1 pseudogene is annotated in these 550 nt (G+C 75.6%); it reads left to right on the forward strand.

Annotated elements, in window-relative coordinates:
* Positions 1-550 (forward strand): annotated as a pseudogene (locus tag HC022_RS28425) (glycosyl transferase family 3); the annotation flags it as partial.

Here is a 550-nt window from a genome sequence, read left to right on the forward strand (position 1 = left end):
GGCTGGTGGCCGCCAGCGGCCACCCGGTGCTGCTGCACGGCTGGAACGGCGCCGACCGGGCGATCCGCGACGGGCTCGGCACCCTCGGCATCGCGGTGGCCGGCAGCGGCGCCGAGGCCGGCGCGCTGATGGCGCGGGACGGCATCGCCTACCTGCCGCTCGAGACGCTGTCGCCGGCGCTCTTCTCGCTGCTGACGCTGCGCGACGTGCTGCACCTGCGCTCCTGCATCAACACCGTGTGCCGGATGCTGAACCCCGGCGCGGCCCCGGTCAGCGTGCAGGGGGTCTTCCACCCGCCCTACCGCCTGCTGCAGGCCGATGCCGGCGCGCTGCTGGGGCTCGAGGCGCTGACCGTGATCAAGGGCGGTGGCGGCGAGTTCGAGCGCCACCCCTGCAAGGCCATCGCGGGCTTCGGCCTGCGCGGCGGCGCGGCGTGGGAGACCAGCTTCCCCGCGCTCCTGCCCGAGGAGACCCGGCGCCTCGACGACGGCGCCACCGACGTGGCGATGCTGAGCGCGCTCTGGGACGGCAGCCTGCACGACCCCTTCGC

It is taken from the genome of Salipiger sp. HF18, from assembly GCF_011806505.1.
Lineage (GTDB): Bacteria > Pseudomonadota > Alphaproteobacteria > Rhodobacterales > Rhodobacteraceae > Salipiger > Salipiger thiooxidans.